The sequence below is a fragment of the Pantoea alhagi genome (assembly GCF_002101395.1).
GTDB classification, from domain to species: Bacteria; Pseudomonadota; Gammaproteobacteria; order Enterobacterales; family Enterobacteriaceae; genus Mixta; species Mixta alhagi.
The window spans coordinates 3,740,366-3,757,271 of sequence record NZ_CP019706.1; the positions used below are offsets into that span (position 1 = coordinate 3,740,366).

Sequence of the window (16,906 nt, forward strand, 5' to 3'; positions counted from 1 at the left end):
CAGGCCCGGCCCGTTATGGGTGAAGTTCAGCGATAACCGCACGCGTGGCGGCGGCCAGCACCGCCTTATTACTGGCCGCTTTTCGCTGCGGCTGGGTGAAGTAGATGGCTAAAATTTTCGGCTGTGCTTTGTCAGGCCAGAGCACGGCCAGATCGTTGGTGGTGCCATATTCACCGGCACCAGTCTTATCGCCAACGACCCAGCCCTCTGGTACGCCAGCACGAATACTCTCATCGCCGGTGGTGTTCTGCTTTAACCAGCGGTTAAACATCTGGCGCTGCTTTACTGGCAGGATATCGCCCAGCGCCAGCTGATTCAGGTTAGATGCCATTGCCGCTGGCGTGCTGGTATCGCGTTGATTGCCCGGCACCGCGCTGTTCAAATCGGGCTCGTAGCGATCGAGCCGGGTTATCCGGTCGCCCAGCTGACGCGCCCATGCGGTAACGCCCTGCGGGCCGCCCAGCTCATGCAGCAGGTAATTGGCCGCCAGATTATCGCTGTATTCAATGGTGGCGGCGCACAGCGCGCCAATGCTCATGGCCTTGCCGATATAGTTACCGGTGACGGGCGTCCAGGGAACATTGTCCGCGTTGTTGATCATCACCTTTTTCTCCAGCAAACCGGGCTGGCTGACGCTTTTATGCAGAATGGCCGATACTGCCAACGCTTTAAAAGTGCTGGTCAAAGGAAAACGTTCATTGGCGCGATAGCCGTAGCGCCGATCGCCATCAATCCATGCCACGCCCAGCCGCCCGCCGCTGGCTTTCTCCAGTCCGGCCAGCTTTTGCGTCAGAGTGGCTTCATCAGCCATCGCGCTGAACGACCATAACGAAAACAATCCGGCCAGCAGCGAATAGCGCCAGAAACAGTTTTTTTGCATGTGGAACATCCTTTTAGGTTAGCCTGGTGCCTGAACGTTATTGTACATCAAACGACTGTTTTCAGATGGAAAAAAAGGGCATTGCTGCCCTTTTCCCTGGTGATGAGAAGGCGGTTTAAGGTGCTTCCTTCAGGCCCCGGTTGAGCAGCATCGGCTCGATTTCAGGATCGTGACCGCGCCAGTCATGATAGAGCTGTTTTAGATCGCTGCTGTTGCCGCGTGACAAAATCATATCGCGGAAGCGCTGGCCGTTTTCACGCGTCAGGCCGCCGTGCTCTTTAAACCAGGCAAAGCCGTCATCCGCCAGCATCTCGGTCCACAGATAGGCATAATAGCCTGCCGCGTAGCCGTTGCCCCAGATATGCTGGAAATAACTGGAGCGATAGCGCGGCGGCACCTGCGGCAGGTTGATCTTATCCTGCGCCAGCGCGTTCTGCTCGAAAGCATCCACATCTGGCTGCGTGTCTCCGGCACGAAGACTGTGCCAGTGCATATCCAGCAGCGCCGCCGCCAGCAGCTCGGTCATGTCGTAGCCTTTATTGAACTTATCGGCTTTCAGGATCTTATCGTGCAGCGCCTGCGGCATGGGTTCGCCGCTCTGATAGTGACGGGCAAAGTGTTTGAACACCTTATCGTCGCTGGCCCAATGCTCGTTAAACTGTGAAGGGAACTCCACGAAATCACGCGGAGTCTCGGTGCCGGACAGGCTCGGATATTGCTGATCGGCAAACATTCCGTGCAGCGCATGACCAAATTCATGGAACATTGTAATCACATCGTCCCATGACAGCAGCGCAGGCTGGCCCGCCGCCGGTTTGCTGAAGTTAGCGACGTTATAAATCACCGGTTTGGTTCCCAGCAGCTTCGACTGGTCGACGAAGTTGCTCATCCACGCCCCGCCGCCTTTGTTATCACGCTTAAAGAAATCGGTATAGAACAGCGCCAGCGAGGAGCCATCCTTATCAAACACTTCATAGACGCGTACGTCAGGCTGATAAACCGGCAAATCGTTACGCTGCTTAAAGGTCAGGCCGTAAAGCTGGTTGGCCGCATAAAATACGCCGTTTTCCAGTACGTTGTTCAGTTCGAAATAAGGGCGAATTTGTGATTCGTCGAGATCGTATTTAGCGCGACGCACCTGCTCTGCGTAAAAGGTCCAGTCCCAGGGCGCCAGCTTAAATCCGCCCTGCTGCTGGTCAATCACCGCCTGAATATCAGCCGCTTCGCGCTGCGCGCGTGCTGTGGCGGCCGGAACAATATTGCGCATAAAGTCCAGCGCCGCCTGCGGGGTTTTCGCCATCTGATCCTGCAGTTTCCATGCGGCATAGCTGTCGAAGCCCAGCAGCTTTGCCTGCTGTGCCCGTACCGCAGCCAGACGCGCAATCAGCTGACGTGTATCGTTGGCATCGCCTTTTTCCGCGCGCTGCCAGGAGGCGTTAAACAGCGCTTCACGCGTCTGTCGATCCGACAGGCTTTGCAGTTCCGGTTGCTGGGTGGTGTTTTGCAACGCCAGCAGCCACTGGTTTTTCAGACCGCGCGCCCCGGCCGCTTCGGCAGCGGCAGCGATTTCACCTTCGCTCAGGCCAGCCAGTGCCGCCTTATCTTTAATCACCAGACCGCCCGCTTTGGTAGCCGCAAGCAGACGATTGGTAAACTGGGTACTCAGCGTCGCCGCTTCCTGATTCAGCGCCTTGAGTTCGGCTTTTTGCTGGTCGCTCAGGCTGGCTCCAGCCAGCTGGAATGACTGCCAGATAACCTCAACCAGACGACGAGATTCCGCATCCAGCTGGAGCTTGTCGCGCTGCTGATAAACCGCATCAAGGCGGGCAAAAAGTTTGCTGTTAAGGTGGATTTCATCGTCCAGCGCCGCCAGTTTGGGGGCTGTTTCTTCATCAATTTTTTGTAATTCGTCGTTGGTATTGGCAGAGGTCATGGCGCCGAACACGTTTAACACCCGCTTTAGCATCTGGCCGCTTTTCTCCAGCGCCACATAGGTATTTTCAAAGGTAGGCGGCTGCGGATTGTTGGCGATACGCGCCACTTCTTGCTGCTTATCGCGGATGCCCGCTTCAATCGCAGGAAGATAATCGCTGTCCTTAATACGATCGAAAGGCGGTGCCTGAAAAGGCAGAGCGCTGGGCTGGCTAAAGGGATTGTGCTGTTCGCCGGACATGGTCTTCTCCTGATCGTGATTCGCCGTCGCATCGGCTGCCTGAGCTGAGACGCTCAGGGCCAGGCCAATGGACAAAAATAACACCGATAACCGCATATCCTTACTCTCCTGTTCCTTGCCTGTAAAGTCAGAATCATAAGAGCAGTTAACCGATGGTGCCAACATTCTGCGTCTGTTGATAAACGGAGATAATTTCTGCCGCTACGGCGACGGCAATTTCCGCTGGCAGTTTGCCCTTGACCTGCGGCAGCCCTATCGGACAGCGCAAGCGCGCCAGCTGCTGCTGGCTGAATCCTTTGCCGCTCAGACGATACTCAAAGCGCTGACGCTTGGTATTTGAACCAATGACCCCGGCATAACGATAGTCATCGCGGCGCAGAATGGCTTCGCACAGCGCCAGGTCGAGCGGATGATGATGCGTCATCACCACAAAATAGCTCTCTGGCGGCAGCTGCGACACATACTCCACTGGCTCCTCTACCTGACAGACGCTGACGCCAGCTGGCACCTGCGTGAACAGCTCTGCACGCTGATCGATCCACTGTATGTGACAGGGTAACGTCGCCAGCAGCGTGACCAGCGCCTGGCCGACGTGCCCCGCCCCAAAAACAGCGATCTGCGGCTGCACATAAAGCAGCGGCTCAAACAAAATGGTGGTGCTACCACCGCAGCACTGCCCCAGCCGCGCACCCAGGCTGAACTGTTCGCTGTGCAGACTTTCGCGGCCCTGCATTAGCAAATTGCGCGCTATCTCAATACACTGGAATTCCAGATGTCCACCGCCGATGGTAAAAAACTGCCCATCCGCCGTCACGATCATTTTGCTGCCGCGATCGCGCGGCACCGAACCGCGCTCGCTCAGCACGGTAATCAGCACGCACGACTGACGCTGCGCTCGTAGCTGCTGCAGCGTTTCAATCCACTCATGCGCCAGCATTATTTTCTCCCGCCAGCCGGTTTACCGCCCAAAATACCTTTTCCGGCGTGGCGGGTGCATCCAGATGCGGATGCTGACGATAGTCGGCCACGCTGGCTATCGCATCCTGTAGTGCGACCCAAACGGAAATCCCCAGCATAAACGGCGGCTCGCCGACCGCTTTGGAATGAAATACCGTCTGCTGAGGATTTTTACGGTTTTCCAGCAGCGTCACGCGCAGATCGTCAGGCAGATCGCCCAGGGTAGGGATTTTATAGCTGGCCGGTCCATCGGTCATCAGGCGTCCCAGGCTATCCCAGACCAGTTCTTCGCAGGTTAGCCAGCCCATGCCCTGCACAAAACCCCCTTCGACCTGCCCCACATCAATGGCCGGATTCAGCGATGCGCCGACGTCGTGCAAAATATCCGCACGCAGCAGACGATATTCACCGGTTAAGGTATCAATAAGTACTTCGCTACAGGCCGCGCCGTAAGAGAAATAGTAAAAGGGCTGACCGCGTCCCGCCTCACGATCGTAATGAATGCCGGGAACGCGATAGTAACCGGTGGCAGACAGCGGCACCTGATTCAGCCAGGCGAGCTGTGCGACCTGACTAAAGGTAAAATAATGCTGTTTCACCCGCACGATGCCGTTGCTGAAGCTTACCTCCTGCGGCTGGCACTGATGCAGGCGACACAGCATCTCCGTCAGACGCTGGAGCAAAATTTCCGCCGCGTGCTGGGCGGCCTTGCCGTTAAGGTCGGTGCCGCTGGAGGCTGCCGTCGGCGAGGTGTTGGGCACTTTGCCGGTATCGGTCGCGGTAATACGGATGGCGCTCGCGTCAATCTGCAACACTTCCGCTACGATCTGCGTCACCTTGGTATGCAGCCCCTGGCCCATTTCGGTGCCGCCGTGGTTCAGCTGAACGGTGCCGTCGGTATAAATCAGGATCAGCGCGCCGGCCTGGTTTAGAAAGCTGGAGGTAAAAGAGATGCCGAATTTCACCGGCGTCAGCGCCAGGCCACGTTTCAGGATCGGACTGGCGGCGTTAAACCGCCGTACCGCTTCCCGACGCATCTGATAATCAGCGCTCTGCTCAAGCTGTGCGGTAATTTCTTCCAGCAGGTTATCCTCAACCCGCTGATGATAATGGGTAATATTACGCGTCTGCTGTCCATAGTAGTTACGTTTACGTACCGTGAGCGGATCCAGCTGGCGGTGGCGCGCAATGGCTTCGATAATTTGTTCAATCGCCACCATGCCCTGCGGGCCACCAAAGCCGCGATAGGCGGTATTGGAAGCCAGATTGGTGCGGCAGCGATAGCCGGTAATGCGCGCATCGCCCAGATAATAGGCGTTATCAGCATGGAACATCGCACGATCGACAATTGACCCGGAAAGATCAAGCGAATAGCCGCAGTTGCCCGCCAGCTCGATGTTTACCCCGCAGAACAGGCCGTCATCATCAAAGCCAACGTCATAGCGCACAAAGAAAGGATGACGTTTGCCGGTGATATGCATATCGTCACGCCGTGCCAGACGCATTTTTGCCGGTCGCCCGGTTTTGTGCGCCGCCAGCGCGCATAAACAAGCAATACCCGCCGCCTGGGTCTCTTTGCCACCAAAACCGCCGCCCATGCGTCGCATATCGATGGTAACGTTATTCATCCCCACGCCCATGACTGAAGCAACCAGTTTCTGAACTTCAGTCGGATTTTGCGTTGATGACCAGACCTGAAAAGAGCGATCCTCACCAGGCGCAACCAACGCGATCTGCGTTTCCAGATAGAAATGCTCCTGACCACCGATATGAAACGCCCCCTGAATGCGATGCGGCGCACGCGCCAGCGCGGCATCGACATCGCCACGCTGATGGATATGCGGCTCCTGCACAAAATGGCGCTGCGCCAGAGCCGTTTCCACATCAAGAATTGCCGACAAAGGCGCATATTCAATATGGGCAGCTGCCGCGCCCTGTCGTGCAGCCTCTTCGCTTTCCGCTGCCACAACCAGCACTATCTGTCCCACATAACAGACCGTGTCGCGCGCCAGCAGCGGATCGCCCGGCTCCAGTGCACCAATATCCAGCTCGCCGGGCACGTCGCGCCAGGTGAGAACCTCAATCACGCCGGGAATGGTATAACAGGCTGCGGTATCGATATGCAGGATACGCGCATGCGCCTGATCGCTCAGACGTGGGCAAAGGTGTAACAGACCCGGAAAGGCTAACCGGTCATCAATATATTGCGCTTCGCCGCTAACGTGCTTTTCTGCGCTTTCATGCTGCCGATCGCGACCAACGCCGTTCTGGATGCCAGCCAGATACTGTGCTTCAAGAACCTCTTGTTTAACCGGCGGACGATTATGAGACATAGTGGGATACCTCGCTCACGGCCAGTTCTCCGTTCAGCTGGTGGAAATAGCGGCGCAGCAGATTTTTCGCCAGCTGCATGCGCCAGGCGGCGCTGGCCCGCGCATCGCTTAGCGGCTGAAAATCCTGTACCAACGCCCGACAGGCATTTTCCAGCGTGGTCGCTGACAATAGCTGTCCGATGAGCGCGGCTTCGCAGGCGGAAGCGCGTCGCGGTACCCCGGCCATGCCGCCATACGCCACCCGCGCTTCTGTTATTACACCCTCATCACGTTTGAGATTAAAAGCGGCAAATACTGCAGAAATGTCATCCTCACGGCGTTTGGATACTTTCCAGGCACGAAAATCAGGTGACAGTGTCACCCTCGGGATATGGATTGCGCGAATAAACTCGCCGCTTTCCAGCGCCGTACGCCGGTAACCCAAGAAAAACTGATCAAGCGGCAGCTGACGCAGGCGTTCCCCCTGCTGCAAAATCAGCGATGCGTCCAGCGCCAGCAGCATGGGTGAGCAATCGCCGATCGGCGAAGCATTGGCGATGTTGCCGCCCAGCGTGCCGCGATTGCGAATTTGTAATGAAGCAAAGCGGTGCAGCATTTCACTAAAGATTGGGATGGTGGTTTGCAGGCGCTGCTGACAAACGCTGAGCGGCACGGCAGCGCCGATGAGGATCGCCTCTGACGTTTCTTGCCACTGATGCAATTCCTCTACCTTTTCCAGCGTAATCATCAGCGGCAGTTTTTGGTATTGCTGGGTAATACGCAGCATGACGTCCGTGCCGCCCGCCAGCAGCACCGCCTGAGGATGATCCAGATAAAATCTTGCCAGTTGCGCGCAGGTTTTAGGGATCACGCAGCGGCTGGACTCAATGACAACGTCACTAAAAGCGTGCTGCTGCATCTCCTTCAGGCGCTTTACCGTCTCCTGCTCACGCTGGGTGAAACTGTCCTCTTCCGGTTGTTCACAGGCGATGCGCGCCGCTTCCACAATAGGCCGATAGCCGGTGCAGCGACACAAATTGCCCGCCAGCGCGCTTTCTGCCTGCTGGCGGTCCCAGCCGTTGCTGTTTTTTTGCAGCGTAAACAGCGACATAACAAAGCCTGGCGTACAAAAACCGCACTGCGAGGCGTGACAGTTAACCATCGCCTGTTGCACCCCGTGCAGTTGGTCGCCCTGGCGGAGATCTTCTACGGTTAACAGCTGTTTGCCATCCAGCGCACCCATCGGCAGCAGGCAACTGTTAACCGTCTCATAACGCATTTTGCCTTCCACTACGCTGCCCAGCGTAACGGTACAGGCGCCACAGTCGCCCGAGGCGCAGCCCTCTTTTGTACCGCAGCGCCCTTTTTGCTGGCGCAAATAGTTCAGCACCGTGGTATTAGCATCAATCTGATGCTCACTTACCAGCGTCTGGTTGAGCAGGAACTGGATCATATCGCTGCCTCTTGATCGTATTGTTGCCAGGCAAGCTGGCCGTTTACCCAGGTTTCGGCGATAGTGCGATCGTCGCCAAGCGTCATAAGCACAAACAGTTTTTCCCAGATGTCGCGGCTGTTGTGCCAGCGCATTTTCTGCAGCGGCGTAGCCTCAGGTTGCAGCACCACGAAATCCGCCTCCTTACCGGGCATAAAGTTGCCAATCAGATGATCCAGGCTTAGCGCCCGCGCGCCGCCCAGCGTGGCGTGATAGAAAGCTTCGCTGGCATGCAACTTATAGTTCTGCAGCTGACTGACCTTATAGGCTTCGGCCAGCGTCTGCAGCATGCTGAAGGTGGTGCCCGCGCCAATATCCGTGCCGATGCCAAGTTTGATCGGCTGCTGCCAGCTGCGTTGTAAATTAAACAGTCCGCTGCCAAGAAACAGGTTCGAGGTTGGACAAAAGGCGATGGCGGAATCGGTCTGATGCAGGCAGCGCCACTCTTCTGGCTCCAGGTGCAAACAGTGCGCAAAGATGCTGCGCGGGCCGGTCAGCCGATAATGGTGATAGACATCAAGATAGCCTGCCTGCTGCGGAAATAGTTTTTTCACCCACTCCACCTCCTGCGGGTTTTCCGCCAGATGGGTATGGATCCAGGTATCAGGAAACTCCTGATGAAGCTGCATGACTTTTTCCAGCAGTTCTGGTGATGAAGTAGGCGCAAAACGTGGCGTGAGCGCATATCCCAGGCGGCCACGCTTGTGCCAGCGCTGGATCAGTGCGCGCGTTTGCTGATAGCTCTGCTCCGGGGTTTCCAGCAGATAATCTGGCGCGTTGCGATCCATCATCACCTTACCGGCGATAATGCGCATCGCACGCTGTTCGGCCGCCTGGAACAGCGCCTCGACTGACTCGGGATGCACCGTGCCAAAAACCAGCGCGCTGGTGGTGCCGTTGCTGAGCAGCTGTTGCAAAAAGAAGGCGGCCATTGTTGCTGCGTGCCCGGCTGAATGGTATTGCCCTTCAACCGGGAAGGTATAGTTTTCCAGCCAGCTCAGCAGCTGTTCGCCAAAAGCAGCGACCATTTCGGTTTGCGGATAGTGGATATGGCAGTCAATAAAACCGGGAACGATCAGGCTTCCGCGTCGATCGAGCACGGGGCAATTGGCAGGTAATCTGCCCTCCGCTTCCAGCCACGGGCGCAGGCTGGCAATTTTTCCCGCTGTGATCAGCAGCAGGCCATCTTCAATATAGCGTGCCCGTTGCTCGATCTCCTGTGGGTCGCTGGCCGTAGCGGTTATATCAAAAAAACTACTGCGAATGGCGTAAGTTTCAGTGGCTGGCACAGACATAAAGCTTCCTTAACCCAAATTTTCGTTATGGCAAATGAGCGGGTATTTAGCAAACTGCAAGAGTTATGCCAGCCGGTTATTTGTATAAATATATTTAAAATCAATAAGTTATGATAAAAGGCTCTCATTTCACTCGGACCAAACGATTGCGCAAACGCTTGCCCACGTTTAACGCGTTAATATTTCTCAGGCCTTTCAGACAGCCCCTGCCGGAACCTCTGAATAACCTGTTACGCAGGCAAACTTTTGGTGCAATGCGCACCAGTACAGTGCTTTTTGTTCATCATTAACTGGTACTGGGCAGCAGCAAAACGAAGTGTTATGGTAATTAGCCTGAAAAACCTGTTAAGGAACAGCGAGATGATAATCTTTGTTACCGGTGCGACTGCCGGTTTTGGTCAATCGATCGCCCGTCGTTTTATCGCAGCAGGACATAAAGTTATTGCTAACGGACGTCGCCAGGAGCGCCTGGATGCGCTAAAGGCTGAACTGGGCGAAAATTTGTATACCCTGCAATTCGATGTCCGCGATCGTGCTGCAATTGATGCTGCGCTGGCTACCCTGCCGGCTGAATGGCAACAGATCGATATTCTGGTTAACAACGCCGGGCTGGCGCTGGGTGTGGAACCTGCTCATCAGGCCAGCATCGACGACTGGGAAACCATGATCGATACCAATAATAAAGGGCTGGTGTACATGACCCGCGCGCTGTTGCCTGGCATGGTAGAGCGTAATACCGGGCATATTATTAATCTCGGCTCGGTTGCCGGTAACTGGCCTTATATGGGCGGCAACGTATATGGCGCAACTAAAGCCTTTGTACGTCAGTTCAGCCTGAATTTACGCACCGATCTGCACGGCACAGCGCTGCGCGTGACTGACATCGAGCCAGGCCTGGTAGGCGGCACCGAGTTTTCCAACGTGCGCTTTAAAGGCGATGATAATCGGGCGGAAAGTGTGTATGCCGGTACTACCGCGCTGACGCCAGAAGATGTGACCGAAGCGGTATATTGGGTGGCGACGTTGCCAGCGCATGTGAACATTAATACGCTGGAAATGATGCCGGTTAGCCAGACCACCGCCGGGCTAAAAGTGGCGAAAGAATCCTGACGCCATAGGCGGACGAACATCCGCCCGTCTCAGGCACCGCAAGGTGTAGGCAACTAAGCCTGACTGATTTCCTCAGGTTTAGTTGTCCGGCGTAAGGTTACGCTTTGCCCCATCCCGCCACGATAATCAGCATGCCGCAGAAAGCCACCGCCGCGCCCAGCCAGTCACTGTAACTTAAGCGTACGCCATCCACCCAGCGCAACCACAGCAACGCCGTGACCACATAAACGCCGCCGTAAGCCGCATAAACGCGCCCGCTGGCGGCGGGATGCAGCGTCAGCAGCCAGACAAAAGCCGCCAGGCTCAGCGCCGCCGGAACCAGCAGCAGTGCCGACGCGCCCTTTTTTAGCCACAGCCAGGGAAGAAAACAGCCCACAATTTCCGCCAGTGCGGTAAGAAAAAAAAGCAGCGTGGTTTTGATCATAAAAAAGCTTTCTCAAAGCTAAACGAAGCGTCTGGCTCGCTGGTGAGTAAACAAGCGACAATGATATACTAAAAGCGGTATCACCTCATGGCAGGTTGCCATAAAGATAAGGAACCGATGATGCAAACATTATTTACCCGTCTGGCTGTTGCCCTGCTTCCGTTTACGCTGTTCAGCGCTTTGGCGCTGTCGTCTGCGTCGGCCCAGGCGCGCACCGAGCGTTTGATCATTGAAAACGGAAGCAATGCGTTAAGCAATGAAGAAGCGCGTCAGAATAAAGAACAGTGGGATGACACGCGCATGCTGCGCAAAAAGCTCAACAGCCGCGTCGAAAAAGAGTTTGATAAAACCGATCGCGCCTTTGATAGCCGCGACGCCTGTGAAAAAAGCTATAACGTCAACGCATACTGGGAAGCCAATACCCTGCGCTGCCTGGATCGACGCACCGGACGCACCGTAACACCCTGATCTTACTTTACTGCTATAGTTACCGCTGGTTTTATTGCAAAAGGATGATGTGATGAGAGCGAAGAAGTGGATGTTAAGCGCCCTGTTGGTTGTTGCTCCGCTGGCAGCCCAGGCATCGTGCGAATCGGTAAAAGCGGATATTAGTCAGAAGATCATTAATAACGGCGTGCCTGAATCAGGTTTTACGCTGGATATTGTGCCTAACGATCAGGCTGAAGCTGCCGGTGGCCAGGTGGTTGGACATTGTGAAAACGACTCACAGAAAATCGTTTATAAACGTACCGGCGTCGACGGAGAAACTAACGTGCCTGCCGATGCCGGTACCGCACAGGATGCCCCCGCCTCCTGATTTATCCTCAAGGCGCCTGAACGGCGCCTGTTTTTTCTCAAGCTAATTATTTTTACTGAATCACATCTCAGCTGACAGTTACCGGTTATTTGTACCGGTATTTTCAATAGTGAATTGGGTTAAGATCCTTGTCATTCCGGTCTGCGTCGTGGCATGGTCCAGGCGATAAACAGGCTGCCAACGGCAATCACCAGTGAGACAATAAATACCCAGTGCAGCGAGGCAGCAATATGCAGCGTCATCTGATGCAGGGTGCCCCCGTCTAACGCCTGCCGCCGCTCCGGCGACATAATTTGCTGCACCGGATCCTGCGCGTCAGGCAACCGCAGCAGCAAATTATAATTGAGGACCGCGCCCATAATGGCTGTACCCAACGCGGAGCCAAGCATGCGGCTAAACATGATCGAGGCGGTGCAGATACCGCGAATAGCGAAATCGGCGCTGTTCTGGACCGAGACCAAAAAGGTGGTGCTGGTCATGCCCATTCCGGTACCGATCACAAAGGCGGCAAAGCCAGCCTGCAGCAGGCTGCTCCCGGCATGCAGCGTTAACAGCAGCGCCGTGCCCGCAATCAATAACAGTGCGCCCAGCTGAGCGGTAAAACGATAAGAAGTATGCAGCATCAGACGGCCACTAAAGGTACTGGCAAGCGGCCAGCCAATCGACATCATGGCCAGCGCGCTGCCCGCCTGCAACGGCGAGCCGCCATTGATTCCCTGGATCCAGGTGGGCAAAAAGGCACTGATGCCCATCATCGCCGCGCCGATAATCAAGTTCCCGGCGTTACCGGCAACGATGACCCGGCTCTGCCAGATAGCCAGCGGAAAAAGCGGCGCTTCGGCTTTTTTTTCATGGCGCAGCAGAATAAAACCGGCGATTAACGCCACGGCCAGAAACAACAACAGCCAGTAACCCAGCGCCTCAGCCTGAAGCAACGCAACCAGCAGCGCGCTGACGCTTAGCATTAGCCAGGCGCTGCCGGATACGTTAAGGCTCTGCTCTGAAGGTTTTTCATGCGCTGGCAGCCAGCGCGCCAGCATCAGCATTGAAATAATGCCCAATGGGACGTTAACCCAGAAAACCAGCGACCAGCTGAAATGTTGCACAATCCAGGCGCCGGTCAGCGGGCCAATAATCGCCGCTACGCCCCAGACGCTTGAAAGCCAGCCCTGAATGCCCGCCCGCTCGCGAGGCGAATAGATGTCCGCCACAATCGTCGAGGTGATCGGCATAATCGCTCCTGCACCCAGCCCCTGAAAAGCACGAAACAGAATAAGCCAGGTCATACTGTGCGCCATGCCGCACAGCACCGAACCCAGTAAAAACAGCGAGGCGCCGATCAGGAACATGCGTTTACGTCCCCACAGATCGGCGAGCCGCCCGTAGATCGGCACGCTTACCGCCTGGGTTAGCAGGTAAATGGAAAAAACCCAGCCAAATTGCGAAAAGCCGCCCAGTTGGGCAATGATGGTGGGCATCGCCGTCGCGACAATAGTGACTTCAATTGCCGCCATAAACATCGCCAGCATACAGGCAATTAAAATCCAGTGACGGTGAGCTACCGTCTGATGTTGAGCTTCTGACATGTTTTCTCTTCCTGTTAATCCCCTAAGCGTAGCCCAACGCAGGGCATTGCGTACAATCCTTTAAGTGACGTTGTCACTTAAGTTTGCTTTGGTTGTTTCCTGCCTGCCGCTGGCGTTTGAAAACATGTTTTCTCCCCTTGCCGGGAAAAACTCTCCTGCCGATCCTGCCGTAAAACTGGCGAACCCTTCTGCGCGCTGCTATAGATTTAAGGCACCACGTTTGTTTTTGCTGATAAACACGTAAAAATCAGCAGTTTATCTTTATCGTCCGGCGTCGCTGACGCGTACCTGCTTTCCACGGCGCTATGCACACGGATTAATATAACAATTGCGGCATCCTTCAGGGATGCGCTTCAGATCATCCCCAGGAGAACGCTGTTCATGCATTTTTCCCCCGCGATTAAGCGAATCATTCTGGCGTTGCTGGTGATAGCGCTGGTGGCTGCGCTGTTGATTTACGGTGTCGGCCCTGAGGTGATTAAAGCGCGTCAGGTCGATTTAATTTACCTTGGCAGGCAACATCTCTGGCTGGTGGGTTGGTCGATGCTGTTCGCTCTGCTGGTCGGCATTCCCAGCGGTATTTTACTCAGTCGTCCTTATATGCGCCGCTGGGCGGAATACATTATGCAGATCTTTAATGTTGGCAATACGCTGCCGCCGCTAGCGGTGCTGGCTCTGGCGATGGTAGTGATCGGCATTGGCGACCGTCCGGCGATTATCGCGCTGTTTCTTGCTTCGTTATTACCTATTGTACGTAACACCTATGCAGGATTGATTGGCGTACCGGAATCGCTGCGGGAAGCGGCCAACGGCATCGGCATGACAAAAATGCAACGTCTGCGTCAGGTAGAGCTGCCTAACGCCTGTCCGGTGATCCTTTCCGGTATCCGCATCGCAATGGCAATTAACGTTGGCACCGCGCCGCTGGCGTTCCTGATTGGCGCCAGCAGTTACGGCGAGCTGATCTTCCCGGGGATCTACCTCAATGACTTCCCTGTGCTGATTTTAGGCGCGGTGGCGACAGCGCTGTTTGCGCTGATTCTGGATATGCTGCTGGCGGCCCTGGGTCGCTGGTTAAGCCCACATGCGCTGTAAAAAGGATGCTTATGACTATTTCTGTTTTGACCCGGACGCTGGGTACGCTGCTGGCGACGTTACTACTATGCCTCTCCTGTGTGCAGGCCGCACCGATTACCATGGCTACCAAAGGCTTTACCGAACAGCATATTTTGTCAGCAATGACCACGCAGTGGCTGAATAAAAAAGGCTTTCAGGTGATCCCTAAAACGAATATCCCGGTGTCGATCGGACGCAGCGCAATGCTGAACAAACAGATCGATATGACCTGGGAATATACCGGCTCCTCATTGATTATCTTTAATCATATTACGACCCGGATGTCCTCTGAGCAGGCTTATCAAACGGTAAAGCGGCTGGATGGTAAATTAGGTCTGATCTGGCTTAATCCGGCACCCATGAATAACACCTACGCTTTTGCCATGCAGCGTCAACGCGCCGAAAAAGAGCATATCACCACGGTTTCACAGCTGGTGGCGCGTATTGAGCAGATCCGCAAACAGGATCCGGGCCATAACTGGATGCTGGGTCTGGACCTGGAGTTTGCCGGGCGCGCCGATGGTCTGAAGCCGCTGCAAAAACTGTATGGATTAACGCTGGATCGTCCGCAAATCCGCCAGATGGATCCGGGGCTGGTGTATAACGCCATTCGCGACGGTTTTGTCGAGGCCGGGCTGGTATATACCACCGACGGACGGGTAAAAGGCTTTGACCTGAAAATTCTGGAGGATGATAAGCATTTCTTTCCCAGCTATAACGTGACGCCGCTGGTGCGTAAAGAGGTACTGGAGGCGAATCCAGGTCTGGCGGAGGCGCTCAATCAGCTTTCTGCACTGATCACAGATGACGTAATTACTGAGCTCAACAAACGGGTCGATATCGATCATCAGTCACCGCAGCAGGTCGCCCGCGATTTTCTGCAGTCTAAAGGCATGCTGTAAGGAGATGCTATGGATACGATACACTATATGATCGACAACTGGCCTCACCTTGTCGCCCTCAGCTGGCAACATCTGTGGCTGGTTCTGGTGGCGGTTGGCTGCGCTATTCTGGCTGGCGTGCCGCTGGGCATTTTAATTGTGCGCTTTAAATGGCTGGCAACCCCGGTGCTGGGGATCGCTACCATTGTGCTTACCATCCCTTCTATCGCGCTGTTTGGTCTGATGATCCCGCTTTTTTCCCTTATTGGTCAAGGTATTGGCGTGGTGCCGGCGATTACAGCGGTATTTCTCTATTCCCTGCTGCCGATTGTACGCAATACCCATACCGCGCTGGAAAGTCTGCCGCCTGGTCTGCGCGAAGCCGGGCGCGGTATCGGCATGACCTTCTGGCAACGCCTGCGCTGGGTGGAGATCCCGCTTGCCCTGCCGATTATTTTCGGCGGTATTCGTACGGCGGTGGTGATGAACGTAGGCGTTATGGCGATTGCGGCAATTATTGGTGCTGGCGGTTTGGGCCTGCTGTTGCTGGATGGCATTAGCGGCAGTGATATTCGTATGCTGATCGCAGGCGCACTGTTGATTTGCTTCCTGGCAATTATTCTTGACTGGCTGTTGCATCGCCTGCAGCTGGTGCTGACACCGAAGGGGATTCGATAATGATAAAGCTGGAAAACCTGACTAAAACCTTCATTCAGAAAAATGGCACGACGTTTAATGCGGTAGATAATGTCAACCTGCACGTACCAGCGGGAGAAATGTGCGTGCTGCTTGGCCCGTCCGGCTGCGGAAAAACCACTACGCTAAAAATGATAAACCGTTTGATCCCGACAACCAGCGGTAAAATTACCATTAACGGTGAAGATACCAGCACTCAGGATACCGTTACCCTGCGCCGCAATATCGGCTACGTGATTCAGCAGATTGGCCTGTTCCCTAACATGACTATCGAAGAAAACATCACTGTCGTGCCGCGCATGCTCGGCTGGGATAAAAAACGCTGCCGCGATCGTGCCAGCGAGCTGATGAATATGGTGGCACTCGATCCGCATAAGTTTCTGCATCGTTATCCGAAAGAGATGTCCGGCGGGCAGCAACAACGTATAGGTGTCATTCGTGCGCTGGCGGCGGATCCGCCGGTTCTGCTGATGGATGAGCCTTTCGGTGCGGTCGATCCGATTAACCGGGAGGCAATTCAGAACGAGTTTCTGGAAATGCAGCGCCAGTTAAAGAAAACCGTCATGCTGGTTAGCCACGATATTGATGAGGCGCTCAAGCTGGGCGATCGCATCGCTGTATTCGGTCAGGGAAAAATTGTGCAGTGCGCCACGCCTGACGAACTCCTGGCGAAACCGGCCAACGAGTTTGTTGGCTCTTTTGTCGGCCAGGATCGTACGCTGAAACGATTGCTGCTGGTCCAGGCTGGCGACGTGACCGACCAACAGCAAACCCTTACCGTTAAGCGGTCCACCCCGTTGTCAGAAGCATTCGTTATCATGGATGATAATGATATGCGCTCGATTACCGTGGTAGATAGCGATGATCGCCCACTGGGCTTTGTAAAACGGCGTGAAGCGCGCGGAGCCAGCGGCTGCTGCGAGGAGAAACTGCACAACTTTACCGTAACCGGCAAAGCGGAGGAAAACCTGCGTGTGGTGCTGTCAAAACTCTATGAACATAATATGGTATGGATGCCAATTGTGGATGAAGAAGGCCGCTACAGCGGCGAAATTTCGCAGGATTATATTGCTGATTATCTGAGTTCAGGCCGTACGCGTCGCGCACTCAGTCGCTAAACATAAGATGCGCCCTGTGGGCGCATCAAAAAATGGTTACCTTGTTTGC

Annotated in this window: 15 protein-coding genes; 7 read left to right on the plus strand and 8 right to left on the minus strand. The window is 55.1% G+C overall.

What is annotated here, in order from left to right:
• Window positions 1–13: 13 nt before the first annotated feature.
• The 6 genes from bla to guaD form a co-directional block, all read right to left on the minus strand.
• Complete coding sequence (gene bla, locus B1H58_RS17660; protein WP_085071755.1) at window positions 14–880, minus strand: class A beta-lactamase; 867 nt, start codon at window positions 878–880, stop codon at window positions 14–16.
• A 115-nt stretch (window positions 881–995) separates the two neighbouring features.
• Window positions 996–3,149 (minus strand): peptidyl-dipeptidase Dcp, encoded by a 2,154-nt coding sequence (gene dcp, locus B1H58_RS17665; protein ID WP_085071756.1) that lies wholly within the window; start codon window positions 3,147–3,149, stop codon window positions 996–998.
• Window positions 3,150–3,198: 49 nt separating this feature from the next.
• Window positions 3,199–3,990: a xanthine dehydrogenase accessory protein XdhC gene (gene xdhC, locus B1H58_RS17670; protein WP_085071757.1), complete on the minus strand. Its 792-nt coding sequence runs from the start codon at window positions 3,988–3,990 to the stop codon at window positions 3,199–3,201.
• Window positions 3,977–6,343 carry a xanthine dehydrogenase molybdopterin binding subunit gene (xdhB, locus tag B1H58_RS17675; protein ID WP_085071758.1) on the minus strand — a complete coding sequence of 789 codons (2,367 nt, stop codon included), beginning with the start codon at window positions 6,341–6,343 and terminating at the stop codon, window positions 3,977–3,979. The genes xdhC and xdhB overlap by 14 nt, the downstream gene beginning before the upstream one ends.
• Window positions 6,333–7,775: a xanthine dehydrogenase small subunit gene (gene xdhA, locus B1H58_RS17680; protein WP_085071759.1), complete on the minus strand. Its 1,443-nt coding sequence runs from the start codon at window positions 7,773–7,775 to the stop codon at window positions 6,333–6,335. The genes xdhB and xdhA overlap by 11 nt, the downstream gene beginning before the upstream one ends.
• Window positions 7,772–9,109, minus strand: a complete 1,338-nt coding sequence (gene guaD / locus B1H58_RS17685; protein WP_085071760.1) for a guanine deaminase — start codon at window positions 9,107–9,109, stop codon at window positions 7,772–7,774. Before guaD ends, xdhA begins: the two co-directional genes overlap by 4 nt.
• A gap of 360 nt (window positions 9,110–9,469) precedes the next feature.
• Between guaD and ydfG the strand changes: the two genes are divergently transcribed.
• The gene (gene ydfG, locus B1H58_RS17690) at window positions 9,470–10,219 is read left to right on the plus strand and encodes a bifunctional NADP-dependent 3-hydroxy acid dehydrogenase/3-hydroxypropionate dehydrogenase YdfG (RefSeq protein ID WP_085072360.1); all 750 of its coding nucleotides are present in this window, start codon (window positions 9,470–9,472) and stop codon (window positions 10,217–10,219) included.
• A 97-nt stretch (window positions 10,220–10,316) separates the two neighbouring features.
• Here the strand turns inward: ydfG and B1H58_RS17695 are convergent, their stop codons facing one another.
• Entirely contained in the window at window positions 10,317–10,643 is a 327-nt protein-coding gene (locus tag B1H58_RS17695) for a YnfA family protein (RefSeq protein ID WP_085071761.1), read from the minus strand.
• Between the two features lie 120 nt (window positions 10,644–10,763).
• On the opposite strand from B1H58_RS17695, the gene B1H58_RS17700 reads away from it, so the two are divergent.
• Entirely contained in the window at window positions 10,764–11,111 is a 348-nt protein-coding gene (locus B1H58_RS17700) for a DUF1283 family protein (protein ID WP_085071762.1), read from the plus strand.
• Between the two features lie 52 nt (window positions 11,112–11,163).
• A complete protein-coding gene (locus B1H58_RS17705) occupies window positions 11,164–11,460 on the plus strand; it encodes a DUF1161 domain-containing protein (RefSeq protein WP_085071763.1) in 297 nt (98 codons plus the stop codon).
• A gap of 131 nt (window positions 11,461–11,591) precedes the next feature.
• On the opposite strand, the gene B1H58_RS17710 is transcribed toward B1H58_RS17705, so the two are convergent.
• The gene (locus tag B1H58_RS17710; RefSeq protein ID WP_085071764.1) at window positions 11,592–13,046 is read right to left on the minus strand and encodes an MDR family MFS transporter; all 1,455 of its coding nucleotides are present in this window, start codon (window positions 13,044–13,046) and stop codon (window positions 11,592–11,594) included.
• 381 nt (window positions 13,047–13,427) lie between these two features.
• Between B1H58_RS17710 and B1H58_RS17715 the strand changes: the two genes are divergently transcribed.
• The 4 genes from B1H58_RS17715 to osmV are packed head-to-tail and all read left to right on the plus strand — an operon-like array spanning window position 13,428 to window position 16,857.
• Window positions 13,428–14,141: an ABC transporter permease gene (locus B1H58_RS17715; protein ID WP_085071765.1), complete on the plus strand. Its 714-nt coding sequence runs from the start codon at window positions 13,428–13,430 to the stop codon at window positions 14,139–14,141.
• Between the two features lie 11 nt (window positions 14,142–14,152).
• Entirely contained in the window at window positions 14,153–15,064 is a 912-nt protein-coding gene (locus tag B1H58_RS17720; protein ID WP_085071766.1) for a glycine betaine ABC transporter substrate-binding protein, read from the plus strand.
• Window positions 15,065–15,073: 9 nt separating this feature from the next.
• The gene (gene osmW / locus B1H58_RS17725; protein WP_085071767.1) at window positions 15,074–15,721 is read left to right on the plus strand and encodes an osmoprotectant ABC transporter permease OsmW; all 648 of its coding nucleotides are present in this window, start codon (window positions 15,074–15,076) and stop codon (window positions 15,719–15,721) included.
• On the plus strand, window positions 15,721–16,857 hold the full coding sequence (gene osmV / locus B1H58_RS17730; protein ID WP_085071768.1) for an osmoprotectant ABC transporter ATP-binding protein OsmV: 1,137 nt from the start codon (window positions 15,721–15,723) through the stop codon (window positions 16,855–16,857). Before osmW ends, osmV begins: the two co-directional genes overlap by 1 nt.
• The last annotated feature ends 49 nt before the right edge of the window (window positions 16,858–16,906 follow it).